Here is a 20,512-nt window from a genome sequence, read left to right on the forward strand (position 1 = left end):
TCCCACGCTGGAGCGTGGGAACGATCACTTTGGAGTACTTGAATGAAGCGTTTGCTCATTGGCTGCGCCCTGCTCTCTCTACTGGCCGGTTGCGCCAGCAATGACCTCATCGACCCGCACGGTTACGACCAGAGCGGTGTCGCCTCCTATTACGGAGCCAGACATCACGGTAAACGCACCGCCAGTGGCGAAGCGTTCAACCAGCATTCCCTGACCGCCGCCCACCGCCAGTTGCCCTTCGGCACCCGGGTGAAGGTCACCAATCTGAAAAACGACAAATCCTGTGTGGTGCGCATCAACGATCGCGGGCCGCACACCCGTGGCCGCTTGATTGATGTTTCACGCGAAGCGGCCGAACAACTCGGCATGCTCAACAGCGGCACCGCGCGGGTTCGCGTGCAGGCCCTCGACGACTGATGGAGCGCCGACCATTTTCGCCCTAGCCGATATACCGCTGATCAACCTGATCGAATTGCTCGGCGGTCTGCTCTTGCTGATCGCCGGCGCCGAACTGATGGTGCGTGCGGCGGTGCGCCTCGCTGCGCGTTTGCATGTGCGGCCATTGATCATCGGTTTGACCATCGTGGCCTTCGGCAGCAGCGCACCGCAAATGGCCGTGAGCCTGCAAGCGGCACACGCACATACGCCAGACATCGCCGTCGGCAGTGTGATCGGCAGCAGCATCTTCAATATCCTCGTGACCCTTGGCCTGTCGGCGCTGATCATTCCTTTGCGGGTGTCGCGGCAACTGGTGCGCCTCGACATTCCGCTGATGATCGGCGCCAGCCTGTTGGTGTTCGTACTGGCCTGGAACGAAGAATTCGGGCGCTTCGATGGCGTCCTGCTGCTGGGTGCATTGGCGCTGTATCTGGGTTTGCTGCTACGCCAGTCGCGGCATTCGACACGACCGCATTCGCAACACCCTGAAGCCGCACAAGCGTCCTGGCCCGGCAGTGTGCTGATGATCATTGTCGGTCTGGCAATGCTGGTCTATGCAGGACATCTGCTGCTCGGTGCGGCGGTTGCCGTGGCCACAGACCTTGGATTGTCGGAACGCGTGATCGGCCTGACCGTGGTCGCCGTCGGCACTTCGCTGCCGGAGCTCGCCACGTCGCTGATCGCGGCACTGCGTGGGCAACGGGACATCGCGGTGGGTAACGTGATCGGTGCCAATCTGTTCAACCTGCTCGGGGTGCTGGGCTTCACCGCGTTGATCGCGCCGACGCCCTTGTCGGTTTCACCCAATGCGCTGGATTTCGACCTGCCGGTGATGCTCGGCGTCGCCGCGCTGTGCCTGCCGGTGTTCTATTCGGGCTACCGCGTGACCCGCGCCGAGGGTTTGCTGCTGCTCGGTTTGTATCTGGCGTACGGCCTGCATGTGGTGTCGTTCACCACCGGCATGCCGCTGGCCGGCAAGCTTGAGCGCTTGATGCTGTTTTATGTGCTGCCGACGCTGTTGACGTTTCTGTTGTTCACGTCAGTCATCGCCTGGCGCCGCCAACACCACAAGAGGGATGTGCCATGACCGAATCGAAGAAGTCCGGGGTTGAAATCCGCCGCCAGGTAATGGGCGATGCATTTGTTGATCGCGCATTGGGCAACGCCACCGAGTTCACCCAGCCGCTGCAGGATTTCGTCAATGAACATGCCTGGGGCGGTGTGTGGAATCGCGAAGGTCTGCCGCTGAAAACCCGCAGCTTGATCACCCTCGCCGCACTGACGGCGTTGAAGTGCCCGCAAGAGTTGAAGGGCCATGTGCGCGGTGCGTTGAACAACGGTTGCACGGTGGACGAGATTCGCGAGGCGTTGCTTCATTGCGCGGTGTATGCCGGCGTGCCGGCGGCGATCGATGCGTTTCGGGCGGCGCAGGAAGTGATCGACAGTTACCAGAAACCTGAGTGACTTTACGGGCCTCATCGCGGGCAAGCCCGCTCCCACAGGGATCTGGGTGTTGATGAAATTTGATTAACAACCGAAAAACCTGTGGGAGCGGGCTTGCCCGCGATGAGGCCGGAAAAATCGCCGAAAATCTTTCGGTCAGATCCACCCACCCCACTGCAACAGAAAGATCCCGACATTGGTGGTAATCGCCGCCATCAACGTGGTGATCACAATGATTGCCGCCGCCAGTTCATGATTGCCCTGCGCCGCCCGGGCCATGACAAAACTGGCCGCTGCCGTCGGGCTGCCGAAGTACAGAAACAGAATCCCCAACTCCGCCCCGCGAAACCCGCACAGCCAGGCGCCGAGGGTCGCCAGCACCGGCAGGCCGATCATCTTCACCAGACTCGAACTGAGCGCCATGTTGCCGCTCTGACGCAGCGCCGCCAGCGATAGCGTCCCGCCGATGCAGATCAGCGCGAGCGGCAAGGTGGTTTGCGCCAGATACTGGCCGGACGTTTCCAGCCAGCCCGGCAGACTGATCTTGAAGTAGGCAAACGGCGCCGCCGCGATCACGCTGATGATCAACGGATTGCTGAACACACTTTTGCAGATGCTCCACGGATCGGACTTGATCACCGGGCTGTACACCGCCAGCACGATGGTCGACAGCGTGTTGTAGAACAGGATTACCAGTGCCGCGAGAATCGCGCCAAGGGAAATCCCGTAATCGCCGTACATGCTCGCGGCCAGTGCCAGACCGATCACGCCGTTGTTGCCGCGAAACGCGCCTTGGGTGTAGATGCCGCGATCCTCACGCGGACAGCGGAAAATCGCCCAGCCCCAGGCCACGGCAAAACTCGCCAGCGTGGCGACGGCGAAGTAGATCAGCAGCGCCGGTTGCAGCGCGGCGTGCAGGTCCGCGTGGAGAATGCCGAGGAACAGCAGCGCCGGCATGCTGACGTTGAACACCAGCGACGAGGCCGTGTGGATGAAGTTGTCGTTGATCCAGTCGATGCGCTTGAGCAGCACACCGAGAAACAGCATGGCAAACACCGGCGCGGTGATGTTCAGGGTTTCGAGGAAAATTGCCAGCATGCCGGGGGAGCCTTGGGTGAGCGTCGTTAGGGGGCTAATGATAAGCCACTTGCGGCGGTATGACCTCAATCCAAAAGGCAGAAGCCCCTCACCCTAACCCTCTCCCGGAGGGAGAGGGGACTGATTGGGGGATATTCATGGAAGTCCATCGGTCAGAAAGCGCACCACTGAATCCAGAACTGCTTGTCGAGTCCATAATCAACTCGGTATTTCAGGTCGATGCATAGCGCCAGACACCTCGGTCGGCCCCCTCTCCCTCCGGGAGAGGGCTGGGGTGAGGGTAGCTTTTGACCTCTCCCCCAAATCTCAGGTAATCGGCGCCGGATTGAACAACGTAATGTCGTTATGCAGCTTGTGCTTCTCCGCCCACGTCTGCTGTTTGCCGCTGGCGACATCCAAGTAATAGTGAAACAACTCCCAGCCCAATTCCTCGATGGTCGCGCGGCCGGTGGCAATCCGCCCGGCGTCGATATCAATCAAATCCGGCCAGCGCTGTGCCAATTCCGTGCGCGTCGAGACCTTCACCACCGGCGCCATCGCCAGACCATACGGCGTGCCACGCCCGGTGGTGAACACATGCAGGTTCATCCCGGCCGCCAGTTGCAATGTCCCGCAGACAAAATCACTGGCCGGGGTCGCGCAGAAGATCAGACCTTTCTGCTTGAACCGTTCGCCCGGGCCGAGCACGCCGTTGATCGCGCTGCTACCGGATTTGACGATCGAGCCCAACGATTTCTCGACGATGTTCGACAACCCGCCCTTCTTGTTGCCCGGCGTGGTGTTGGCGCTGCGATCCGCTTCGCCCTTGGCCAGATAACGGTCGTACCAATCCATCTCGCGTACCAGTTCTTCGGCGACGGTTTTGCTTTCGGCGCGCGAGGTCAGCAGATAAATCGCGTCGCGCACTTCAGTGACTTCGGAAAACATCACCGTCGCCCCCGCGCGCAATAACAAGTCCGAGGCATAGCCCAGCGCCGGGTTGGCGGTGATGCCGGAGAACGCATCGCTGCCGCCGCACTGCATGCCGAGGATCAGCTCGGACGCCGGCACGGTTTCGCGGCGGCGCTGGTCGAGCTTCTTCAGTCGGACTTCGGCCAGCGCCATGATCTGCTCGATCATCTCGGTGAAACCGTGACTGGAATCCTGCAAGCGATACAGCCATGGATCACTGAGATCGACCGACGCATCGTCCTCATGCATCACCTGCCCGGCCTGTAATTTCTCGCAGCCCAGACTGATCACCAGCGCCTCGCCACCGAGGTTCGGGTTGCGCGCCAGATTGCGCACGGTGCGAATCGGGATGTACGCGTCGGTAGCGGTAATCGCCACGCCGCAGCCGTAACTGTGGGTCAGCGCCACCACGTCATCGACGTGCGGGTACTTCGGCAGCAGCTCTTCCTTGATCCGTTTCACCGCGTGATCGAGCACACCGGTGACGCACTGCACCGTGGTGGTGATCCCGAGAATATTGCGCGTGCCGACGGTGCCGTCGGCGTTGCGATACCCCTCGAATGTGAAGCCTTCCAGCGGTGCCTGCGCGACCGGCACCTCGGTGGACAGCGGCAGGCTGTCCAGCGGCGGCGCGGTCGGCATGCGCAGTTGATCTTCCTTGACCCAACTGCCACGCGGGATCGGCTGCAACGCGTAGCCTATGATCTGGCCGTAGCGAATCACCTGGCCGCCCTCGGCAATGTCGTCGAGAGTGACTTTGTGGCTCTGCGGCACAAAATCCACGGTCACCAGACCGTCCGGGAATTCGGTGCCGGCCGGCACGCCCTGGTCGTTGACCACAATCACTACGTTGTCCCGCTCGTGCAGGCGGATGTAGCGCGGCGAGTCGGAATGTTCAATCAACTGCATGACGCCGCTCCTCAGGAATGCGCTTGAGACAATTTGCCGGTGGCTTCAGTACCGCCATTGGTTGGCGGCTCTTTGAGTACCACACGTTTGATCGGGCCGACGATCACCAAATAGCTGAACACTGCGACCAGTGCGTTGGCCCCGACGAACACCAGCGCCCATTTGAATGAACCAGTGGAGCTGATGATGTAGCCAATCACGATTGGTGTGGTGATCGAAGCGATGTTGCCGAAGGTGTTGAACAGGCCACCGCTCAGACCGGCAATCTGTTTCGGCGAGGTATCGGAAACCACTGCCCAGCCGAGTGCGCCAACGCCTTTGCCGAAGAAGGCCAAAGCCATGAAGCCAACCACCATCCATTCCACATCAACATAGTTGCAGGCAACGATGCTGCTCGACACCAGCAGGCCGGCGATGATCGGAGCCTTGCGGGCGAAGGTCAGCGAGTGGCCCTTGCGCAGCAGGTAATCGGAAATCACCCCGCCGAGTACGCCGCCGATAAAACCGCAGATCGCCGGCAACGAGGCGATGAAACCGGCCTTGAGAATGGTCATGCCACGTTCTTGCACCAGGTACACCGGAAACCAGGTCAGGAAGAAATAAGTGATGCCGTTGATGCAGTACTGGCCCAGATAGACGCCGAGCATCATGCGGTTGGTCAGCAACTGACGGATGTAATCCCACTTCGGACCGTCAGCCTTTTTGCCTTTGTTCTGGTCCATGTCGACCATGCCGCCGTTGTCGGCAATGAACTGTACCTCCGCATCGTTGGCCATGGGGTGTTGACGCGGGCTGTGGATAACCTTCAGCCAGATCCCCGAGAAGACGATGCCGAACAGGCCCATGACAATGAACACGTGCTCCCAGCCAAAGCTGTAAACGATCCAGCCCATCAACGGTGCGAACAGCACGGTGGCGAAGTATTGCGCCGAGTTGAAGATCGCCGAAGCGGTACCGCGTTCAGCCGTCGGGAACCACGCCGCGACAATGCGCGCGTTGCCGGGGAACGATGGCGCTTCGGCCAAGCCCACCAGAAAGCGCAGCATGAACAGCGCAACAATCGCCGTGGACATGCCGAATTCACCGACAAAGCCTTGCAGCACGGTGAACAGCGACCAGGTGAAAATGCTCAGCGCATAGACTTTTTTCGAGCCGAAGCGATCGAGCAGCCAGCCACCGGGAATTTGCCCGGCGACGTAGGCCCAACCGAATGCGGAGAAGATATAACCGAGGGTGACCGCGTCGATACCGAGGTCTTTTTGCAGGCTGGAACCGGCGATGGCGATGGTCGCGCGGTCGGCGTAGTTGATCGTGGTCACCAGAAACAACATGAGCAGGATCAAATAGCGGACGTGAGTCGGCTTGGACGATTGCATGTAGATGTACTCCCACTGATTATTTTTATGCGCGGGTGAATCTTCTTGGGTCTGGCTTTTGTGGGAGCTGGCTTGCCAGCGATAGCATCGCCGCGGTGCGACTGACATACCGAATCGCCCGCATCGCTGGCAAGCCAGCTCCCACAGGTATTGCGTGGATCAGGAACCGATGTAACTGGTCTTCACGACCGTGTAGAACTCCTGCGCATAGCGGCCTTGCTCACGTGAGCCATAGGATGAGCCCTTACGGCCACCGAACGGAACGTGGTAATCGACGCCGGCCGTCGGCAGGTTGACCATCACCATCCCGGCCTGAGAGTGGCGCTTGAAGTGGTTGGCGTATTTCAACGACGTGGTCGCAATACCCGCCGACAAACCGAATTCGGTGTCGTTGGCCATCGCCAGTGCCGCGTCGTAATCAGCGACGCGAACGATGTTGGCCACCGGGCCGAAAATCTCTTCGCGGCTGATGCGCATCGACGCCTCGCTGTCGGCAAACAGCGTTGGCGCAAGGAAATAGCCTTCTGTGTCACACGTCACCAGACCACCGCCGCTGACCAGCCGCGCACCTTCGGACTGGCCGATGTCGATGTACTTCATGTCCTGTTCAAGCTGAGCTTGCGAAACCACCGGGCCGATATCGGTGCCGGATTTAAGCGCGTGGCCAACCTTGATCGACTTCATGCGCTCGGCCATGGCTTCAACGAACTTGTCGTGAATCCCGGCGGTGACGATAAGGCGGCTCGACGCGGTGCAACGCTGACCGGTGGAGTAGAACGCGCTCTGCACCGACAGCTCGACCGCTTGCTTGAGGTCGGCGTCGTCGAGAATGATCTGCGGGTTCTTGCCGCCCATTTCCAGCTGCACCTTGGCCTGACGGGAAACGCAGTTGACCGCGATCTGCCGGCCCACGCCGACCGAACCGGTGAAGCTGATGCCATCGACTTTCGGGCTGTTGACCAGCGCTTCGCCAACCACGCGACCGCTGCCCATCACCAGGTTGAACACGCCGGCCGGGAAGCCTGCGCGGGAGATGATTTCGGCCAGGGCCCAGGCACAGCCCGGCACCAGATCCGCCGGTTTCAGTACCACGCAGTTGCCGTAGGCCAAGGCCGGGGCGATTTTCCACGACGGAATGGCAATCGGGAAATTCCACGGGGTGATCAGACCAACCACGCCCAGTGCTTCGCGGGTCACTTCAACGTTGACGCCCGGACGCACCGACGGCACGTAATCGCCGGACAGACGCAGGCACTCACCGGCGAAGAACTTGAAGATGTTGCCGGCGCGGGTTACTTCGCCGATGGCCTCGGGCAGGGTCTTGCCCTCTTCCCGCGCCAGCAAGGTGCCGAGTTCTTCGCGACGAGCCAGAATCTCGGTGCCGACTTTATCCAGCGAATCGTGACGGGCCTGGATGCCCGACGTCGACCAGGCCGGGAACGCCGCGCGGGCAGCCTCGATGGCCGCGTTGACCTGCGCCAGATCTGCCTTGGCGTAATCGCCAATGGTGTCGCTCAGTTCGGACGGATTGATGTTGGCCGAGTAATCGGCAGCGGCGACCCATTCACCGTTGATGTAGTTGTCGAAGCGTTTTGCATCTGCCACGGGACTGCCCTCGAATCTAAAAGCCTTCACGCAAAAAGCCGCTGATTGCTCAGCGGCCTCGCTTTTGTGGGGTGTTACTGCGCACCTTGCTTGTCGATCAGCGCGGCGAGCATTTCGTACTCTTCGCCCGTCAGATCGGTCAGCGGCGCGCGCACCGGGCCTGCGTCATGGCCGGCGATTTTTGCGCCTGCCTTGACGATGCTCACGGCGTAACCGGCCTTGCGGTTGCGAATGTCCAGGTACGGCAGGAAGAAGTCGTCAATGATCTTGCCGACGGTGGCGTGATCTTCACGGGCGATGGCGTGGTAGAAATCCATCGCGGTTTTCGGAATGAAGTTGAACACCGCCGAGGAGTAAACCGGCACGCCCAGTGCCTTGTAGGCAGCGGCGTAGACTTCGGCGGTCGGCAGACCACCCAGGTAGCTGAAGCGATCACCGAGGCGGCGACGGATCGACACCATCAACTCGATATCGCCCAAACCATCCTTGTAGCCGATCAGATTCGGGCAGCGTTCGGCCAGACGTTCCAGCAGTGGAGCGGTCAGGCGGCAGACGTTACGGTTGTAGACCACCACGCCGATGTTGACCGATTTGCACACCGCTTCAACGTGAGCGGCCACGCCGTCCTGACTCGCTTCGGTCAGGTAGTGCGGCAGCAGCAAGAGACCTTTGGCGCCCAGACGCTCGGCTTCCTGCGCATACTCGATGGCCTGACGGGTCGAACCGCCGACACCGGCCAGAATCGGCACGCTGGTGGCGCAAGTGTCGACGGCAGTCTTGATGATTTCCGAATATTCGCTGGCGGCCAGGGAGAAGAACTCACCGGTGCCACCGGCGGCGAACAGAGCCGAAGCGCCATAAGGAGCCAGCCATTCCAGACGTTTGATGTAGCCAGCGCGGTTGAAATCGCCCTGCGCGTTGAAATCGGTGACCGGGAAGGACAGCAGGCCGGCGGAGAGGATGGACTTCAGTTCTTGTGGATTCATTTTTCGAACACCCTGGGTAGCAACAATTTTTTTGAGTTTTATGGTTCAGCCAGCGCTGAAGTTGTAGGTCATCGTACAACTTAAAAGATAACCGTCAACTGCATTTCATCGCTGACGCGGACTTTTTGTCGGACAAGATTCTTTCTTGACGTAGGAAATTTCTCGGCTAGGCTCGATTTAACTGTATATACATACAGTTAAATAAGAATCTACCGACGACATATCAAGGAGAAAGAAATGTCCGGACTGCACCCGAAACCACAGGAAAAACCCAAACCGGTGATCGCCCGTTTTGATGATCTGTTCACTGCAACCGGCATCGCCTTCAGCGCCGACAATGCGCATCTGGTGCTGCACATCGCCGACGCTCACAGCGATGTCGAACCGGTCACCGCCCTCCCCGGCAATGCCTTGAAAGGCCGGCCGCAAGCACGCTTCGAGGGCGGCGAACACACGGCTATCGGCGATAACACGCTGTTGCGCTTCGTCGAGAATGCGCAACCGCTGCTCGCCCAGAACGTGCCGCTGCACCTGCCGAACGGCTTGGCGCTAACCTACGGCCAGGTGCTGGCACTGGGCGGTGATTTCTACGGCATCCCGGATCGCCCGATCAGCGAAGGCGCCACCCCGGTGGATCGCCTGCAACGCTTCAACGCCGCTTTCGACTCGCTCGCGGCACTGCCGGCGGCGCATGCCGAAGCCACGCAGATTCTCGCGGTCATGCAAAAAGAGATCGACGCGGTTAAACAGGCAATCAAGGACGGTAAACAACCGCACCAAGCCTACGACGCGCTGGGAGATACGTTGTCCGAAGAGTGGAACAAGATTACCGGCGGCGGCAGTTTCGTCTCGGCCCTGTTCCCGCTCGGACGCTACCTGAAACTGGCGGCGAACAATGCCGACCATTTTGGCGAATGGGCAAAACTCGCCTACATCGCCGGGCACACCGCCGCGCTGCAAACGGCAATCGTCGCCCGCGCCAATCACGATGAACAACAATTGGAACGGGCTTACGCCATGAACGCGTTTGCCGACCACTTCCTCACCGACCTGTTTTCCTCCGGCCATTTGCGGGTGCCGCGCAAAGAACTCGCCGCAGTGGTGACCCCGAGTGATCTGGGCTCGTTGATCACGCGGTTCATGCACGACGAGGACAGCAAGTTCGGTCTCAAGGTACGCAACGGGCATGGCGATCAGTGGCGCGCCTATGGCGACAAGCGCTACTTCGACGCGAGCGACGCCGACAATCGCACTCAGGTCAATCAAGCGGTACAGACCTCGGCGGACGAGGTATTTGCCGCCTACCTCAGCGGCAATCTGCCGGCCCCTTCGACATTCGCCGCACTGCAACGCCTGCCGGACCTGACGGCGGTGCTGAACCTGACGAACAACTTCTCGCCGCTGTTCCGCACCGAGGGCAGCAAAGTGCTGCGCCGCAAAGACGTCAACAACCTCAACGACAGCGCCACCGTCGACGACTGGTGGGGCTGGAGCACTTACCTGCTGCTCAAGGACTACCACCCGACCGGCAACGTCAATTAAGGAGAGATGCGATGACGATCAAATTGAAACTGGAACTGGCCTCGGGCCAATCGCTGAAGGGTGCGCCACTGGAACTGTTGCTCAAAGGCCAGTCGATTGCCCGTGCAATTGTGGATGCCCAGGGTTACGCAACCTTTGATGCCAAGCCCGCCGCCTGCCCCCTCGCCGTCAGGGTCGACCGCTCAATCCTGCCGCCACACTGACACCAGCCGCCTCCGGTAGGAGCTGCCGCTGGCTGCGGCAGCTCCTACCGGGGGGGGCTTTTGAAATGGCTGGAAATAGACGGTTTAAAACTCGCTTCGGGAAATTCTCTTACCGTGCAGAACCGCCGTGAATGGATCACGGCCCACCTCGCACGGAGAGCGACCCCCTCATGACTTTTGCCCCGCCAACACTGCCGCAATGTCTGCCGCATTCGCCAGAAACAGCCACCGTGAAGCTGTCTCTGCTGAGCGACGACCTGATCGTTGAGGTTCCGGATTCCAGCAACTTTGCAGCGAACTGGAGCGTCTACGCCATTCTCGGCGACGACCCCGAAGAGCCCGATTGGGCAGGCGAAAAAGTCGACACCGGCGCCTGGGATGACGCCGAGGATGAAATGGAAAAACTGACGGGCATCGAATTGCAGATACCGAAGGAGGTACTGAAGGCGTACCTGAACACCGAAATTGAACTGCGCTACAAGTTTCAGGATGAATCGAGCATGGAGCCGTGTTCGGCGCCTCTGATACTGCATATCGAAGCCTGATTTCCTGACGCGCCTGTTGATCGGGCGTGCCTTTTAACTGAAATCGACCGTTCGTCGGGACTGGTATTTCTTACAGGTGCCAGCCATACCCGATCCCGGCCTTAATGGCTGAGGAGTTAACGAACTGGCTCCGACAGCGCAACGCCGCAACTTGCGCTCATTCAACGGTTTAAATTGAAAGCGAAAAGGAATTTGATCATGACTGCACAAGTAAAAGCGTTGGCTGCTCCACAACTCAAGGAAGCCGAGAACGGGGTACTCCACGTTCACAAGCTGGAAGGACATGCCACTGTTCTGGTAGACACTTACACAAACCAGACTGTCGGCGACATCGTGAAGATTCAGGTATCCATTTCTACCGGCAACAGTTTTGGAGAACAAAAAGTAGTGACCGCTGCCCAGGTAGGAAAGCCTCTCACATTCGCCATTCCCAAAGATGTCTTTGAGAAAAACCTCGTACAGGATGCCACTGCCAAGCTGCACTATGTTGTTACGGCAGTAGCGCACCAGCCAGCGGAATCCGCCCCTCTGACTGTGCACCTCGAACGCTAACCAGCATTCACCCCTGCGCCTGTGCCTCTTCATGGGCCTGGCGCAGTCTTTCGCGACTGTTGGTCAAATGCAGGCGCATGGCCGCACGAGCGGCATCGGAATCCTGACGAGCAATCGCCTCGTAGATTTCTTCGTGCTCGCGGCTCAGGCGATTCATGTAGTGCTGCTGATCATCATGGGCCAGGCGTGCCGAATTCAGCCGCGTGCGCGGAATGATGCTGGTGCCCAGGTGGGTCATGATGTCGGTGAAATAGCGGTTGCCGGTGGACAAGGCGATTTCCAGGTGGAAAGCGAAGTCCGAAGCCACGGCGTCGCTGGCATGGGCAACGCTGTCATTAAGTGCATCGAGGGCGGCGCGCATGGTCGCCAGTTGCTCGGGGCTGCGGCGTTGCGCGGCAAGGCCGGCGGATTCGACTTCCAGGCTGATACGTAATTCGAGAATGGCCAACACATCACGCAGGGTGACGACGGTGGCCGGGTCGATGCGAAAGCCACTCGGGCTCGGGGTGTCGAGCACGAAGGTGCCGATGCCGTGGCGGGTTTCCACCTGGCCGGCGGCCTGCAAACGGGAAATCGCCTCGCGCACCACCGTGCGGCTGACGCCATGGGCTTCCATGATCGCCGACTCGGTGGGCAGCTTGTCGCCACGCTTGAGCAGGCCGTCACGGATCTGCTCGCTCAGCACCGTCACCAGTTCCTGAGCCAGGCTGCGACGCTTGCGCGGGAGGCGCGGGGTGTTGATCGGGTTTTCCATGTTTACGTCTTGTCTCGAAAGTTCGACTTGGTCGGCATCATAGCGCAAGCGGGTTGTACGATCACTCGCCAAACACCACCATCGCTGTGGGAGCTGGCTTGCCAGCGATGGGGCCATATCAGTCATAAAGGTGTCGACTGATCCGACGCCATCGCTGGCAAGCCAGCTCCCACAGGTTCCGTGCAGGGTCAAGCGGTCACGGTTTGTTCGACCAAATGGCCGCTGTCGATCCGCACATGCCGTGGGTGGAAGCGCTTGAGGCTGCTGCGATGCCCGACGCTGACGATGCTCAGCCCCGGCAGCTGATCGATCAGCGCCTGATACAGCGTCGCTTCGTCTTCCTCATCCATCGCCGATGTCGCCTCATCCATGTACAGCCATTGCGGTGCGTAAAGCAGTGCGCGAGCGAAGGCTAGCCGTTGCTGTTCGCCCGGCGACAGCATGCGCTGCCAGTGATTGGCTTCATCCAGCCGCGCCACGAGGTGCGGCAAGCGACAGGTTTGCAGCACTTGCTCGTAGCGTTCCTGCGGGTAGGTGTCGCCCGGTTGTGGATAACTCAGCGCTTCGCGCAAGGTTCCGATCGGCAGATAGGGTTTCTGCGGCAGGAACAGATAACGCGCCGCCGGCAAACGAATATTGCCGTGGCCCGCCGGCCACAAATGCCCCATCGCCCGGAACAGCGTGGACTTACCGCTGCCGGAACGACCGCTGAGCATCACCCGGTCGCCCTGTTCCACAGTCATGTCGCCGCTGGTCAGCAGATGACGACCGTCAGCCAGATCCAGCCCGAGGTTATGCACCTTCAATTCGCTGCCCTGGTTTTGCACATCGATGGCCGGAATCCGCTCCTCGTTGTCGCTCATGGCCTGACGGAAACTCAGCAGACGATCACAGGTGGCGCGCCACGAGGCGAGTTCCTGATAGGCGCTGATGAACCAACTGAAACTCTCTTGAACGTTGCCGAATGCGGAGCTGATCTGCATCAGTTCACCGAGTTCGATCTTGCCGGCGAAGTAGCGCGGCGCCGCGACGATGAATGGAAAGATAACGGCTGCCTGGCTGTAACCGGCGGTAAAGAAGGTCAGGCGCTTGGACACTTTCATGATGTCCCAGAAGTTGTGCCAGACCATCCCGAAACGGCTACTCAACCGGCGGTTCTCGTTCGGCTCGCCGTTGTACAACGCGATACTCTCGGCGTTCTCGCGGATCCGGACCATGGAGAATCGCAGGTCAGCTTCGAAACGTTGTTGTCTGTTGTTCAGGCCGATCAGGCGCCGACCGATCAAATGCGTCAGCCAACTGCCCACCACGGCGTACACCAGCACACACCAGAACATGTAGCCGGGAATCGTAACTCCGAACACTTCGATGCTGCCCGATACGCCCCAGAGGATGATCGAAAAAGACACCAGACTGACGACATTGCTCAGCAAGCCAATACCCAGGCTCAAGGTGGTGGCGGTGAACTTGTTGAGGTCCTCGGAAATCCGCTGGTCCGGGTTATCGGTGTAACCGCCCTGCTCCAGCTGGTAGTAATTCTTGTCGGCAAGCCAACGGGAAAAATGCTTTTCGGTGAGCCACGCCCGCCAGCGAATCGTGAGCATCTGAGTCAGGTAGAGCCTGTACACCGCACCGACAATCGCCACGGCGGCGATGCCGCAGAAATACAGAATCAAATGCCAGAACGCCGCTTCGTCCTTCTTTTGCAGCGCGTTGTAGAAGTCCTTGTACCAGGTGTTGAACCACACCGAGATGCCCACACTGACCAGCGAGAGTGCGATCACTGCAATCAGCAGCGTCCAGGCCTTGCCCTTCTCTTCACTGCGCCAGTACGGCGTGATGATCGCCCACACCTTGCGAAAAAACTGCCCGCGCACAGCATCGTTGACCGCGGAATATTCAGCGTTCTGATTCATGGATAAGGCTCGATATAGAAAAGAACAGACACGCACCGATCATAGTAGATCGGTGCGTTTTATCGCGCGGGCCGGCGATAGTCGTTCAGCGCAGGTTCAGCGACGAACCGGGCGCTTCTGCAGTTTGCGCTGCAGGGTGCGGCGGTGCATGCCCAGGGCGCGGGCAGTGGCGGAGATATTGCCTTCATGCTCGGTGAGCACGCGCTGGATGTGCTCCCACTGCAGGCGGTCAACCGACATCGGGTTTTCCGGCACCAGACTGTCGAGGTCGGCGTGCTCGGAGAGCAGCGCGGCCAGCACGTCGTCGGCATCGGCCGGTTTGCACAGGTAGTTGCAGGCACCGCGCTTGATCGCTTCGACCGCAGTGGCAATGCTCGAATAACCGGTGAGGATCACCACGCGCATTTCCGGGTCCAGTTCCAGCAACTTGGGCAGCAGCACCAGACCGGAGTCGCCGTCCATTTTCAGGTCGAGCGCGGCGTAGTCCGGCAGATCGGCCTGAGCAATGGTCAGGCCTTCCTCGGCGGAACCGGCGGTGCTGACGCGAAAACCGCGACGGGCCATGGCACGCGCCATGACGCGGGTGAAGGTTGCGTCGTCGTCGACCAGCAGCAAATGCGGCAGTTCTTCGCCTTCGACTTGGATTTCGTCACTCATGTTGGTCTCCTCGGGCGCCGTGAGGCAGGCGCAGCTCGGTGAGCGTGCCGCCTTCCTCATGACTATAGAGTTTCACTGAGCCGCCGGCGCGTGTCACGCTGGCCTTGCTCAAAAACAGGCCCAGGCCGAAACCTTTGCCCTTGGTGGTAAAAAACGGTTTGCCGATCTGCTCGGCGATGGCCAGCGGCACGCCGGCACCGTGATCGCGAATGCTGATGGTCACGGTTTCGGCGTCCCAATCCAGCGTCACTTTGAGGTTTTCCGGGCAGGCGTCGGCGGCGTTGTTGAGCAGATTCAGCAGCGCCTGAGTCAGATCCGGCGGCGGCGCCATGCGCGGCACGGTGCCCTGGCCGAGACGATGGAAGCGATAACTGGCTTCCGGACGCATCAGGTGCCAACGGTTCAGCGCTTCGTCGAGCCATTGGGTGACGTCCTGCATCTCGACCGCCAAACGCCGGTTGGCCTCGGCGGCACGCACCAGTTGCTGCAAGGTTTCTTTGCAGAGTTTGACCTGATCCTGAAGCACCTTCAGATCGTCCTGCAACATCGGATCGGGATGATCCTGCTGCATCTCCTTGAGCAGCACACTCATGGTCGCCAACGGCGTGCCCAATTCATGCGCGGCACCGGCGGCCTGCGTGGCGACCGCGAGCAATTGCTGATCGCGCAGGCCTTCTTCGCGGCGGATCGCGCGTAATTCTTCCTGACGGCGCAGCTCTTCGGCCATGCGCGCAGCAAAAAACGTGATCACCGCGGCGGCCAGCGCGAAGCTCAGCCACATGCCGTAGATCTGCAGGTTTTCGCGGGCGACCGGCAGGGTTTCCAGTGGATAGAAACGCGTCAGCATCACGGTGTACAGCGCCAGCGCGATGCCGGACAGAATCACCGAGTAGCGCCACGGCAGCGTCACCGCCGCGATGGTCAGCGGCACCAGATAATAGGAAACGAACGGATTGGTCGAACCGCCGGAGAAATACAGCAACGCACTGTGGATCACCAGATCACACGCCAGTTGCAGGGCGTATTCGAGCTCGGTCACCGGCCACGACGTACGCAAACGCACGGCAGTGAACACGCACAGCAGAATCGAGCAGCCGAGGGTCATCGCCAGTTGCACCCACGGCAACGGCAACAGTTGCAGCCAATAGGCCAGACCAACGGAACCGGCCTGCGCGGCCAGCACCAAAGTGCGGATGAAAGTCAGCCGCCAGAGGTTCTGGCGAGTGGCGGAAGTCAGTTGTACGGGGGCGAGCATGAGCTCTCCTGATGAGCGCTCCAGGCGGATCGCACGGAGTATAACCAAGCCGCGCCCTTCAGAGGCGAAAGTGCGGCAAACGACCACATGGCGCTGGCGGTAAATTCGTCTACTCCCGCGACTGTTCGAGATCAATGTGGTGAGGGGATTTATCCCCGATGGGTGGCGAAGCCGCCCCAAAACCTGCAATCCGCTTTTCACAGGCAGACCGCATCCGCTGAATTGCGACTGCTTCGCAGCCGATCGGGGCGGTGCGACGTTTCGCTAAATCCCCTCGCCACAAAAACACTCCCTGGCCAATCCGGCGCATCTGTATAGAAGTTGTAACTGGGCGAACCGGATCGCAGCAGCTAGAGTCTGATGGTTTCACGCAGGTCCGAACCAACACCTGCGCCCTCATCAAGGAGCCTTCATGCACAAATTTCGCCGCAGCGCCGCCCTTCTCGCCCTGACCGTCGGCAGCATCGCCAGCCTTCCGGCCCTGGCCGCCGATGAGCTGCACTACAACCAGATTTCCCTGCGCGCCGAAGTCAGCCAGGAAGTGGCCCGCGACCTGATGATCGTCACCCTCTACACCGAAGAGCAAAACACCGACCCGGCCAAACTCGCCGCTGACGTCAGCACCACCATGAACAAGGCCCTGGCCCAGGCCAAGCAAGTCAAAGACATCACCCTGCGCCAGGGCAGCCGCAACAGCTACCCGATCTACGACACCAAGGGCCAGAAAATCACCGGCTGGCGCGAACGCGCCGAACTGCGCCTGGAAAGCGCCGACTTCGCCGCCCTGTCCAAACTCACCGGCGAACTGCTGACCGACCTGAAAATGGGCGGCATGGACTTCGCCATCGCCGACCCGACCCGCAAATCCAGCGAAGACGCGCTGCTCAAAGAAGCCGTCACCGCCTTCAAGGCCCGCGCCCAACTGGCCACCGACGCCCTGGGCGGCAAAGGCTACAAAATCGTCAACCTGAACCTCAACAGCAACGGTTATCCACAACCGTACCTGCGCGCGCCGATGATGATGAAAGCCGCCGGCATGGATTCAGCGCCAGTGACGCCTGAAGTCGAAGCGGGTACGAGCCAGGTCAGCATGACCGCTGATGGCTCGATTGAAGTGTTGATGCAGTGATTTGATGTGGGCTGAATGAAAAACCGGCGATCAGAGCATGATCGCCGGTTTTTTTGTGCCTGGGATTTGTGTTGTTTGCTCGGCCGTCATCGCTGGCAAGCCAGCTCCCACAAGGTCGTGCGTCGATTTCAAAATCGGCACAAACCTGTGGGAGCTGGCTTGCCAGCGATGAACGATAACGCGGTCTCAGGTTTGTGGATCAACCCGATCCAGCGCCCGGTTTACTGTCAGTTCGGCCAGCATGATGATCTGCTGAATACCGAGCACCGTGTTGCGCTGCGTGCCGCCCAACTCATTGGCGAAGTTGCTGGCTGCAGCACTGGCAGAGGCCAATGATTCGCAGGCGTGAGCGAGCAGGCTTTCGGTGTCAACGTTGGGACAGACCATGAACATCGTGCTCGGTTGGCGCGGTTTTCTGGATTGGGGACAAAGATAGAAATCGAGGGCACGCTTGATGGCTTCGCGGTTGCGGGCGAGGTCTTCGTCGCGCAGGGCTGCTTCGAGTGGGGTTTCGAGGGGTGGGTCAGGGATTAATTTATCCATGGAGCATTTCCTTACGAATAACGCCATACGCTTCCGATCTCACTCGAGAAACGAGGTGGCAACTATGTACGGAGTGAGATTACCGGTAAGGAAACCAACCCGGCCGAACCGAAGTCCGCCCGTACATAGCCGCCATAAAGAACTGCCGACAGCATGAACTGGCGGCGATTATGGCGTTGCTTGCGCAGGTTTCCAAATTCGATAACCGGGAATCTCACCTCCCGATCGCAGAGTCCTCTGCGACATCCGAAGCCTAGAGAGCGCACGTCCGACGGACAACCTGAAAACCTTGTGGGAAGGTTCTGGTAATTCGATAAACATTTAAACAGCTCAAATAATCGGGCGACCGGGCGGGCCTCTTCGCGAGCAGGCTCACTCCTACAATTGGTTCGCGTGCAGTCTGCAAGAGATTGGTCGGCTTTCAGGCCGCCATCGCTGGCAAGCCAGCTCCCACAGGTAAGCAAAAGCCAGATCAAAAGATCGTCCGATCGCGGCCCGAGCCTTCGGCAACTCCTACAGAGGCGACAAGTACACCCCGCACGCGGCGCATGCCGCCCCACTCAATAGGCCGAGTGTCAGCTCGCCTGCTCTTGATCTTGATCCACGGGCGACGTCGGAAGGCTTCGTTCCGGGATTGATCCGGGGGTGGGAGCGCAGCGACCGTTTGGCGCAGCCAAACACATCGAGAGGAGGTGCAGCGCAGCAAACCGGAGGCGATGCGCCCGGATCAATTCCGGAGCGAAGGAACCCCGAGCCCCAGCGAGCGGGCCGCACGCAGGAGCAAGCCTTTTTGGTTACTTTTTCGGCGTCTGGAAAAAGTGACCCGCCGTAAGGGCGGAACCCCAAGCAGCCATAACCGCAGCAACGGATATCCACACAACCCGCCAGATATACCGAGATAGACACTCCCCCAAGAAAAACGATATTTCCGAAACCCCACAAATCCCCGCTACCCTCAAAAAACAACCACCTCCAAATCCCCGGGGACTCCATGCCAAGATCCACCCTAAAACCACTCTTGATCTCCTTGGCCCTGGCCACAACCGCCCCGCTAGCAAACGCCGACACAACACTCGTTTATTGCTCCGAAGCCAGCCCCGCCGGCTTCGACCCGAGCCAATACACCAGCGGTACCGACTTCGACGCCTCCGCCGAAACCGTCTTCAACCGCCTCACCCAATTCCAACGCGGCGGCACCGACATCGAACCCGGCCTGGCAACAAAATGGGACGTCTCAACCGACGGACTCCAATACACCTTCCACCTGCGCCAAAACGTAAAATTCCACACCACCGACTACTTCACCCCAACCCGAGACTTCAACGCCGACGACGTGTTGTTCACCTTCCAGCGCCTGCTCGACCCGGAAAACGCCTTCCGCAAAGCCTACCCCGCTGAGTCCCCGTACTTCACCGACATGGGCCTCAACACCACGATCAAATCGGTAGAAAAACTCGACGAAAATACCGTGCGCTTCAACCTCAACAACGTCGACGCCGCGTTCGTACAAAACCTCGCCATGAGCTTCGCCTCGGTGCAATCGGCCGAATACGCCGCGCAACTGCTGAAGGAAGGCAAAGCCGCCGACCTCAATCAGAAACCGATCGGCACCGGCCCGTTCGTGTTCAAGCGCTACCAAAAGGATTCACAAATCCGTTACGCCGCGAACAAGGCCTACTGGAAACCCGAAGACGTAAAAATCGACAACCTGATCTTCTCGATCACCCCGGACGCCGCCGTACGCCTGCAGAAACTCAAGACCGGCGAATGCCAGGTCAGCGGCTACCCACGCCCGGCTGACATCGAAGTCATGGAAAAAGACCCGAATCTGCGCGTACTCAAACAGGCCGGTTTCAACCTCGGTTTCCTCGCCTACAACACCACCCATCCACCGCTGGACCAACTCAAGGTGCGTCAGGCCCTGGACATGGCCATCGATAAACCGGCGATCATCAAAGCCGTTTATCAAAGCGCCGGCCAGTTGGCCGAGAACGCCTTGCCACCCGCGCAATGGTCCTTCGACCCGAACATCAAAGACGCGCCGCACGACCCGGTAAAAGCCAAAGCGCTACTCAAGGAAGCAGGGGTTGCACCCGGTACAACCATCAACCTCTGGGCGATGACAGTGCAGCGTGCCTCGAACCCGAATGCGCGGATGTCGGCGCAAATGATCCAGCAGGATTGGGAAAAAATCGGCATCAAGGCCAACATCGTCAGTTACGAATGGGGCGAGTACATCAAGCGTGCGAAAAATGGTGAACACGACGCGATGATCTATGGCTGGACCGGTGACAACGGTGACCCCGACAACTGGCTCGGTGTGCTGTACAGCTGCGCGGCAGTAAAAGGCAGCAACTACGCCAAATGGTGCGACCCGACCTACGACAAGCTGGTGCAACAGGCCAAGGTCTCGACCGACAAGTCGCAGCGGGTAAAACTGTATCAACAGGCGCAACTGATCCTTAAACAGCAAGTGCCGATTACGCCGATTGCCAACTCCACGGTGTTCCAGCCGCTGCGCAAGGAGGTCACCGACTTCCGCATCAGCCCGTTTGGTCTAACCCCTTTCTACGGTGTGGGTATAAATAAGTAACACCAAGCCCCAATGCG

The 20,512-nt window shown here is 59.7% G+C and carries 19 protein-coding genes; 9 read left to right on the plus strand and 10 right to left on the minus strand.

All coding sequences use genetic code 11. The features are described from left to right. Positions 1-42: 42 nt before the first annotated feature. The 3 genes from AC3WMT_RS06105 to AC3WMT_RS06115 are packed head-to-tail and all read left to right on the plus strand — an operon-like array spanning position 43 to position 1,902. Positions 43-417, plus strand: a complete 375-nt coding sequence (locus AC3WMT_RS06105) for a septal ring lytic transglycosylase RlpA family protein (protein ID WP_103303131.1) — start codon at positions 43-45, stop codon at positions 415-417. Positions 418-463: 46 nt separating this feature from the next. Beyond that, entirely contained in the window at positions 464-1,525 is a 1,062-nt protein-coding gene (locus AC3WMT_RS06110; RefSeq protein ID WP_103303287.1) for a calcium/sodium antiporter, read from the plus strand. Further along, positions 1,522-1,902, plus strand: coding sequence for a carboxymuconolactone decarboxylase family protein (locus tag AC3WMT_RS06115; protein ID WP_085685699.1), 381 nt, complete (start codon positions 1,522-1,524; stop codon positions 1,900-1,902). The genes AC3WMT_RS06110 and AC3WMT_RS06115 overlap by 4 nt, the downstream gene beginning before the upstream one ends. Before the next feature lie 135 nt (positions 1,903-2,037). On the opposite strand, the gene AC3WMT_RS06120 is transcribed toward AC3WMT_RS06115, so the two are convergent. The 5 genes from AC3WMT_RS06120 to kdgD form a co-directional block, all read right to left on the minus strand. Beyond that, on the minus strand, positions 2,038-2,979 hold the full coding sequence (locus AC3WMT_RS06120; RefSeq protein ID WP_103303132.1) for an AEC family transporter: 942 nt from the start codon (positions 2,977-2,979) through the stop codon (positions 2,038-2,040). 306 nt (positions 2,980-3,285) lie between these two features. Further along, entirely contained in the window at positions 3,286-4,839 is a 1,554-nt protein-coding gene (gene garD / locus AC3WMT_RS06125) for a galactarate dehydratase (RefSeq protein WP_103303133.1), read from the minus strand. 11 nt (positions 4,840-4,850) lie between these two features. Next, positions 4,851-6,323, minus strand: coding sequence for an MFS transporter (locus AC3WMT_RS06130; RefSeq protein ID WP_475228730.1), 1,473 nt, complete (start codon positions 6,321-6,323; stop codon positions 4,851-4,853). Positions 6,324-6,374: 51 nt separating this feature from the next. Further along, positions 6,375-7,820, minus strand: coding sequence for an aldehyde dehydrogenase family protein (locus tag AC3WMT_RS06135; RefSeq protein WP_103303135.1), 1,446 nt, complete (start codon positions 7,818-7,820; stop codon positions 6,375-6,377). A gap of 74 nt (positions 7,821-7,894) precedes the next feature. Next, positions 7,895-8,806, minus strand: coding sequence for a 5-dehydro-4-deoxyglucarate dehydratase (kdgD, locus tag AC3WMT_RS06140; protein ID WP_103303136.1), 912 nt, complete (start codon positions 8,804-8,806; stop codon positions 7,895-7,897). A gap of 237 nt (positions 8,807-9,043) precedes the next feature. Here kdgD and AC3WMT_RS06145 point away from each other — a divergent pair, with 237 nt between their 5' ends. The 4 genes from AC3WMT_RS06145 to AC3WMT_RS06160 all read left to right on the plus strand — a co-directional run bounded on the left by AC3WMT_RS06145 (position 9,044) and on the right by AC3WMT_RS06160 (position 11,648). Further along, positions 9,044-10,348, plus strand: a complete 1,305-nt coding sequence (locus AC3WMT_RS06145; protein WP_103303137.1) for a phospholipase — start codon at positions 9,044-9,046, stop codon at positions 10,346-10,348. An 11-nt stretch (positions 10,349-10,359) separates the two neighbouring features. Further along, positions 10,360-10,551 (plus strand): hypothetical protein, encoded by a 192-nt coding sequence (locus AC3WMT_RS06150; RefSeq protein ID WP_103303138.1) that lies wholly within the window; start codon positions 10,360-10,362, stop codon positions 10,549-10,551. Positions 10,552-10,721: 170 nt separating this feature from the next. Further along, on the plus strand, positions 10,722-11,096 hold the full coding sequence (locus tag AC3WMT_RS06155; RefSeq protein WP_103303139.1) for a hypothetical protein: 375 nt from the start codon (positions 10,722-10,724) through the stop codon (positions 11,094-11,096). Between the two features lie 198 nt (positions 11,097-11,294). After that, positions 11,295-11,648 (plus strand): hypothetical protein, encoded by a 354-nt coding sequence (locus AC3WMT_RS06160; RefSeq protein WP_103303140.1) that lies wholly within the window; start codon positions 11,295-11,297, stop codon positions 11,646-11,648. Positions 11,649-11,655: 7 nt separating this feature from the next. Here the strand turns inward: AC3WMT_RS06160 and AC3WMT_RS06165 are convergent, their stop codons facing one another. From AC3WMT_RS06165 to AC3WMT_RS06180, 4 genes are all read right to left on the minus strand, one after another. Next, positions 11,656-12,402 carry a FadR/GntR family transcriptional regulator gene (locus AC3WMT_RS06165; RefSeq protein WP_103303141.1) on the minus strand — a complete coding sequence of 249 codons (747 nt, stop codon included), beginning with the start codon at positions 12,400-12,402 and terminating at the stop codon, positions 11,656-11,658. A gap of 188 nt (positions 12,403-12,590) precedes the next feature. Further along, positions 12,591-14,318, minus strand: a complete 1,728-nt coding sequence (locus tag AC3WMT_RS06170; RefSeq protein WP_103303142.1) for an ABC transporter ATP-binding protein/permease — start codon at positions 14,316-14,318, stop codon at positions 12,591-12,593. A gap of 96 nt (positions 14,319-14,414) precedes the next feature. Beyond that, positions 14,415-14,975, minus strand: coding sequence for a response regulator transcription factor (locus AC3WMT_RS06175; protein ID WP_003221630.1), 561 nt, complete (start codon positions 14,973-14,975; stop codon positions 14,415-14,417). Next, positions 14,968-16,230 (minus strand): ATP-binding protein, encoded by a 1,263-nt coding sequence (locus AC3WMT_RS06180; RefSeq protein ID WP_103303143.1) that lies wholly within the window; start codon positions 16,228-16,230, stop codon positions 14,968-14,970. Before AC3WMT_RS06180 ends, AC3WMT_RS06175 begins: the two co-directional genes overlap by 8 nt. Positions 16,231-16,642: 412 nt before the next feature. On the opposite strand from AC3WMT_RS06180, the gene AC3WMT_RS06185 reads away from it, so the two are divergent. Next, positions 16,643-17,359, plus strand: a complete 717-nt coding sequence (locus AC3WMT_RS06185) for an SIMPL domain-containing protein (protein WP_103303144.1) — start codon at positions 16,643-16,645, stop codon at positions 17,357-17,359. 186 nt (positions 17,360-17,545) lie between these two features. Here the strand turns inward: AC3WMT_RS06185 and AC3WMT_RS06190 are convergent, their stop codons facing one another. Beyond that, entirely contained in the window at positions 17,546-17,902 is a 357-nt protein-coding gene (locus AC3WMT_RS06190; protein WP_103303145.1) for a DUF6124 family protein, read from the minus strand. Positions 17,903-18,893: 991 nt separating this feature from the next. On the opposite strand from AC3WMT_RS06190, the gene AC3WMT_RS06195 reads away from it, so the two are divergent. Then, a complete protein-coding gene (locus AC3WMT_RS06195) occupies positions 18,894-20,495 on the plus strand; it encodes an ABC transporter substrate-binding protein (RefSeq protein WP_103303146.1) in 1,602 nt (533 codons plus the stop codon). Positions 20,496-20,512 lie beyond the last annotated feature (17 nt).

The sequence above is a fragment of the Pseudomonas sp. FW305-7 genome (assembly GCF_058786735.1).